The sequence below is a fragment of the Bacteroides sp. genome (assembly GCF_030151085.1).
In the GTDB taxonomy this organism is placed as follows: Bacteria; Bacteroidota; Bacteroidia; order Bacteroidales; family Bacteroidaceae; genus Bacteroides.
Window position 1 is genome coordinate 1 of record NZ_JASLER010000029.1, and the last position, 6,930, is coordinate 6,930.

At 41.4% G+C, this 6,930-nt stretch carries 4 protein-coding genes and 1 pseudogene; 1 reads left to right on the top strand and 4 read right to left on the bottom strand.

From position 1 onward, the window contains the following. Nucleotides 1–3 precede the first annotated feature (3 nt). Nucleotides 4–435, top strand: a complete 432-nt coding sequence (locus Q1W14_RS05265) for an Hsp20/alpha crystallin family protein (RefSeq protein ID WP_300699745.1) — start codon at nt 4–6, stop codon at nt 433–435. Between the two features lie 86 nt (nt 436–521). Here the strand turns inward: Q1W14_RS05265 and Q1W14_RS05270 are convergent, their stop codons facing one another. The 4 genes and pseudogenes from Q1W14_RS05270 to Q1W14_RS05285 all read right to left on the bottom strand — a co-directional run. Beyond that, the gene (locus Q1W14_RS05270; RefSeq protein ID WP_300699742.1) at nt 522–1,658 is read right to left on the bottom strand and encodes an acyltransferase; all 1,137 of its coding nucleotides are present in this window, start codon (nt 1,656–1,658) and stop codon (nt 522–524) included. Nucleotides 1,659–1,832: 174 nt separating this feature from the next. Next, nucleotides 1,833–3,347 (bottom strand): RagB/SusD family nutrient uptake outer membrane protein, encoded by a 1,515-nt coding sequence (locus Q1W14_RS05275; protein WP_300699743.1) that lies wholly within the window; start codon nt 3,345–3,347, stop codon nt 1,833–1,835. Between the two features lie 11 nt (nt 3,348–3,358). After that, nucleotides 3,359–6,463 (bottom strand): TonB-dependent receptor, encoded by a 3,105-nt coding sequence (locus tag Q1W14_RS05280; RefSeq protein ID WP_300699744.1) that lies wholly within the window; start codon nt 6,461–6,463, stop codon nt 3,359–3,361. Between the two features lie 260 nt (nt 6,464–6,723). Continuing rightward, nucleotides 6,724–6,930, bottom strand: a pseudogene (locus Q1W14_RS05285) (hypothetical protein); the annotation flags it as partial.

Sequence of the window (6,930 nt, forward strand, 5' to 3'; positions counted from 1 at the left end):
ACTATGATGCCTGTAAGAAGAACTCAAAATTGGTTGCCAAGTATTTTTAATGATTTCTTTGACAACGACTGGATGGTAAAAGCAAATGCAACCGCACCTGCCATCAATGTATTCGAGACTGAAAAAGAGTACAAAGTAGAACTGGCTGTTCCTGGTATGACGAAGGAAGACTTCAATGTTCATATTGACGAAGAAAACAATCTGGTCATCAGCATGGAAAAGAAATTAGAAAGCAAGGAAGAGAACAAGAAAGAAGGTCGCTACCTGCGTCGTGAGTTCTCTTATACCAAATTCCAACAGAACATGATTCTTCCTGACAATGTGGACAAAGATAAGATTGCTGCACATGTAGAAAATGGAGTATTGAATATCTCTCTGCCCAAATTCACAGAAGAAGAGAAGGAGAAAGCTAAGAAATTCATTGATGTAAAATAAAAGATTGGTAAAAAGAGAAATCCCTCGTTGCAAAACTTCAAAGTTTGCAACGAGGGATTTCTCTTTATGTTATTCAGTACTTAGGCTCATTTCTTTTTTCCTTTCAAGAAACGATCCGTCAGCCATTTGCGTACCGGCTCGTCGTAAAGTTTCAAACAAGCATAAGCCAAAACAAAAGAGCCAACAAAAGTAAGTATCATATACGGAATACCTTCTACCATTGTAGCATTATTGTTGCATGCCCATGCCGTATAAGTATATACCAACGGATAGTGCGTGATATAGACTGGATATGAAATATCTCCCAGGAACTTACATACTGCCGTAGAACGCTTACCGGTAACTTTACCTCCCGCTCCCATCGACACTATAATCGGGAAAATACAGATAATGCAGAAAGCCTCGTAAAGCCCATTCATCCAATAGCCGTCTTCACCACCGATACGGGGAACAGAAAGAATCACCACAATCATCAAGCTACACCACCAGAAAGCCCGCTTGTTAATACGTATCAGCCAGCCAAGACGAGACAACAGCAAACCTCCGAAGAAAGGATACATTAAGCGCACAAGCCCTACGTATTGTTGTTCCCAATTTAGTGCCCATCCACCTACAATATCACCAGCAGGAGCCGTCAGGCACAGATGTACTGTAAAGCAACCTGCCACAAATACAAGTATGGATAAAGCTACTTTATTAAACTTACGCACAAACAAAGCATACAAGATATTACCAATATACTCAAAATAGAGTGACCAAGCAGGACCATTCAGGGGATGCATCTCAGTCCAGCCACGAATATCCCATTTCAGGGGCAAAGGGAGTAAGGTACAACCCAATAACATAATCAGCAGCATTTTGCCGACAGGTGTGTCTGCAATAGGCGGAAAACAAGGAGAAGCTTGAAAATAGAAGAATATAGCCCCTATGATACTTCCCATGATCACCATAGGATGAAGACGAATAATACGGCGTTTAAAGAAAGTACCGACTGACATTCGGTTCCAACGATCATCGTAAGCATAACCAATAACAAAACCAGAAAGCATAAAAAAGAAATCTACGGCCAGATAACCATGATTGATCCATTGTTCAAGGTGATTTCCACCGGAATGCGCTTCAAACAAATGGAAAGCAACGACCATAACCGCTGCCACGCCACGAAGACCGTCCAGTATCTCATAATGCGGTTTCGAAGCAAGATAAGTAGTTTGTGTATTCATTTTGGTATAAGAAATTAATTAATTCGTGCACAAAGATAGAAGAAAATTCCTTTCTAAAAACTGACAGATATCATATAATTTAGAAAAAAGCGGTGAAGAATTTGAATCTCCACCGCTTTCTATAAGCATTAATAGCTCTTTTCTAATAAAAGAGAATGTTCTTTAGCAAAGGTATTAAGGATTTTGATCCTTATCCGTGATTAACGGGTTAGCATTCAACTCTTCTACCGGAATTTGGAAAATGAAACGGTTGTCATTATCTTTTAAGTCTTTTACTACCCAAAGTCCATGATACTTGCTACGAGTGGCTTTCTCTCCATTCACAATAAAGCCTAAGCGCAAGATGTCAGTCATAGCAAAACCTTCGCCATAAAGCTCTTTACGACGCTCTTTCCAGATGCGTTCGAGCATGTCATTACGAGTAGCAGCCGGAGCCTCGTTTACATAACCTTCAATACGTTTGGCACGCAATTCATCCAGTTTGTCCTGAGCTTTCTGTAACTCTCCTTTGTTTGCGTATGCTTCTGCCTGAATCAATACCATCTCCGAAACACGCATCATCGGAATATGTCCTGTTTTAAGTGAATTATCCATGAATTTAAGCGGACAGTATTCGTTGTCTTCTTCTTTGCTGCCAGGTTCTTGCATGAAGAGCTTGCGGACATCAGACTCATCAAACAAATCGATAAACGCTTTATCCACACGTACATTCTGATAACCGGTACGCCCGCTTCTGCGGTCAATGAAAGAGAAGAAACCCGGATATCCGGTATTTCCCTGACTATCGTTAACAAAGCCCCAAATCCAATCCTTATTAGAATTATCGTTGAAGCCTAATTCCCAAGAAGCACGGTCCATAATTCCCAATCCTTCGCAAGCTGCCTGAGCGTTTTCTATTACCTTATCCCACAAAGCATTCTGAAAGCCATTATCAGTACCGGCATAAGCCATATCTGCCTGAACACGTGCCAGGAAACCGTATGCTACCTGCTTATTGATATAACCTTTGCTCGTACGAGCATTGGTCAATACATCTATTGCGTCATTCAAATCTTGAACCATCTGTGTGTAAACCTCCGACAATTTTCCACGTCCTTTGGCATCCTTGTCTTCAGAAAAGTTTGCACTGGGTGGAAGCAGAATCAAAGGAACACCAGCAGCATCGGGATTGAGGCGATAAGCTTTCTGATACATTCTCACCAACTGATGATACATCATTGCACGAATCACTTTGGCCTGGCCGTTGTATGATTTATAAGATTCGGGAGACAAACCCTTAGTTGCTTCGATCACTACATTACAGTTCTTGATGATGGCGTAAGCATATTGCCAGATAACGCGAGAGTGATAGTCATTTGCCAGGCGACTGGGCTCATCGAATTCATAATCCCATGCATACCAGCGCGAACGGGCTCGTTTGATAATCATATCAAGACCACGCACTTCGTTCTTCATCACCCACGACACATATGATGCATCATCATGATTGGTAGATTCGGCACCATTGTATGCCATCATTTTCTTGTATGTGCCATTAAGCAAAGAACTGATGTTCAATTCATTGTCAGTCATTTCAGACGAGCCTACAGAGTCGGTAGGTTTCGTTTGCAAGAAAGAATCGCCACATCCTGTTGTTGTCAGAATCAGCATTCCGGACAAAGCCGTATATAATAAGAATTTTCTTTTCATAACTAAAGTCTTTAGAAGTTGAGATTAATACCGAATGAGATTGTACGTGCTGCAGTTGAGTTCGTACTTTGAGTTCCATTCAACACTTCCGGATCGGTTCCATCAGGCAGGTTACCTAACTTAAAGGTCAGCAAATTGTCACCTTGGAAATAGATACGAGCCGATTTGATATGTGCTTTTGCAAGCAATGTCTTAGGCAAAGTATATCCCAAGGTCAAAGCACGCAGACGCATATAGTCGCCATCGAACAAGAAACGTGAAGAGGCGATGGAGTAAGAATTAGCACCAATCGTTACCTTCGGAATGTTTGTGTTCCGGTTTTCCGGAGTCCAACGATCCAAAATATCGGCAGACCATTGTGTACCATAGCTACCTCCGGTATGCATCATACGTTCGTAAGCATAATCATACACTTGATTTCCGAATGTTCCGCTCAATGAGAACGAGAAGTCAACTCCATACAAATTAATATAAGGTGAAAGGGTAAACTGGACAGGTGCCAAACCATTTCCTACATAATATTTAGATGCTTCGCCGATATTAGCAGTCTTGATTCTGCCATTCTCACCTTCACCGTAATACAATGCATCACCGGTTTCCGGATCAACGCCGGCATACTCATACATATAGAATTCGTAAGCACCATGTCCCTTCTGCCATTGTTTGTCATCCTTGATGATTTTATCTTGCGGAAGCGACTTGATTTCGTTATGCAGATAACTCAGATTAAAACGTGCACCGGCTTCAATGTTTTTGTCGGCATAAAAGATACCATTCAAATCAAGATCTACACCTCGGTTCACCATACTACCGATGTTCTTGTATCTTTGGCTGAAACCGTTGGACAAAGGCATAGGCAAACTGAACAACATATCAGTGGTCAGACGATTATAAAACTCTACCGAACCCGAAATACGTTGGCCTAACATGGCAAAATCCATACCCACATTCCATGATTTATTCTTTTCCCAAGTCAAATCACGATTTTCCATCTTAGAGTAGAAAACACCCATATTGCCATTATAATTCATAGCGTTGCTACCTGTAGAAGCCAATCCCTGCCATGCATACCAGTCACTCATGTTGTCATTACCTTGTATACCATAGCTCAAACGCAGTTTCAACAAATCAAGCCATTTCACAGATTCCATGAATTTCTCTCTTGTCAAGGTCCAACCACCGCTCACTGACCAAAAGTTACCCCACGCATTATCAATATAGAAACGTGAAGATGCGTCACGACGGTAACTTGCTTCTACAAAGTATTTCGACTTATAGTCGTAGCTGGCACGACCAAAGTAACCTTCACGATTCAGTTCTTCGGTGTACGAGTTCAGATTAACCATTGTAGTCGACATGGAGAATTCCGGAAAATCATCCGAATAAGTACCACTCTTTTGTGCACTCAAGTATTTGCGGGTATTCTTTGAAGATTCATGACCCAACATCAAACCGATGTTATGATCGCCAAACTGCTGGCTATATGAAAGTACCTGATTGGCATTAATCACCATCTGATTATTACGATACTTGTATTGGTATCCCAGTCCCTTGGCATCGGCATACACACGGCTGTACATCTGATCATCATCACCATGCCATGTATTTATCGCCAGGCTGTTTTTAAAAGTCAAGCCATCGATAATATTGAGTTGGAACCACCAGTTGGGATCCAGAGTAGTCTTGGTATACTTCTTGGTATTCAAGCCCAAGGAAGCTCTCGGGTTCTGTCCCGATGCAACAGGTCGCTTAGGATCTCCATCACCCAAGTCAAAAACCGGCGTTCCGTTTTGACCCATCATCACACTGCCGTCCGCATTCCTTTTATACACCGGATAGATAGGTGCTACCACACGCGAGAATACATACGGATAACCAATGTTCTCGTAAGCCTGCGGAGGATAGTTCTGGTCACTGTACGAAAAAGCAGCACTCAAACCTGTGCTCAACCATTTTGATATATCGGCTTCCAAAGAAAGACGACCGTTGTAGCGAGTAAAATAAGATTCGCGAGTGGTACCTTCATCTTTTAAGTAACCCAACGAAGCAGCATATCTCACTTTGTTGGCACCACCGGAGATAGAAAGCTGGTATTCCTGACGGATAGGAGTTTGAGTAACGGCATCATACCAATCCTCATCCCACATCACGGTAGAACCCGGAAGTACCTTTCCATCTATACCGATAGGTTTGTCTACCGCCTTACCATTCTGGAAGATAGGGTTATAAACAATGTTCTTGATTAGATTATCTGTAGCCCACTGCTCGGGTGAAAGACCTCCCAATGTGCTGCTACCAATGCTTCCATTGCGCATGGCTTCCCATTGCATCTGCATCCAGTCTACGGTATGTAGTTTATTATACTCTGATACTGCACGGCTTGAAGTACCTACCACTGCTTTCAAAAAGATAGTGGGAGCTTGATCTTTCTTACCTTTTTTAGTCGTTACCATTACCACGCCGTTAGCACCTCTTGCACCATACAAGGCAGCCGAAGCAGCGTCTTTCAAAATAGTCATCGACTCGATATCATCCGGATTCACAGAATTCAAGTTTCCTTCGTATGGAATACCATCAATCACCCAAAGTGGTTCTGAGCCCGTGTTCAAAGAACTGATACCGCGAATACGTATCTGAGCATTCTCGCCCGGTTGACCGGAGTTCATGGTGACTTGTACACCCGGAGCTACTCCCTGTAAAGATTGCGAGATACTTGATGTCTGTCGCTTTTCCAGCACATCGGCCTTCACTGTAACAGCCGAACCTGTAAAAGTAGATTTCTTGGCAACACCATAAGCAACTACGACAACCTCGTTAATATTGACCGATTCGTCTTTTAACTCTACATTAATCACCTTTCTTCCCTGAATAGGTATTTCCTGGGAGATCATCCCCACAAAACTAAAAATCAACGTACCATTAGCCGGAGCTTCTATTGCATAGTGCCCGTCCGCATTGGCCGTTGTTCCCGTTCCTGTACCTTTCAGTAATACTGAAGTCCCCGGAAGTACATCTCCTCCCCCTTTAATTGTACCCGTTATGCTTATATTTTGTGCAAATGCTATCTGTACACTTGCTATGAATAAAGCACAAAGAATAATTCTAAATTTTCCCATAAGTATTCTTAATTTTAATTGTGTATTGATAAACGGTGCATGCAAATGTATTTAAAAATGGCATATCGGCAACCAATAACACTAAATAAATTATAAAAAGAGAAGATTTTCGTATAGAAGGTGAAAATTTATAAGAAATTATATCAAATGAGCATCACTATGAATTAGGATAAGTATTATCAAGACGTTCTATAATAATAGTCCCCGATTCCTTTACAAGAACCGGGGACTATTACTCTTATTCTTCTTCTTCCTTCAGATTATTTACTCAAATGCAAATGGAAATATTTCTTCATAAATAGAATATAAATCAAACTCAAAAGAAAAATACAGCTTATCAAATAAATAGAGCTATAGCCCTGACAATAAATAAATCCGATTATTACTGCCGATTGCACCATCATATAAACAAATGATACCGCCACATGAGAAATCTTCAACTCATTAGCCATGATCTGATACAGATG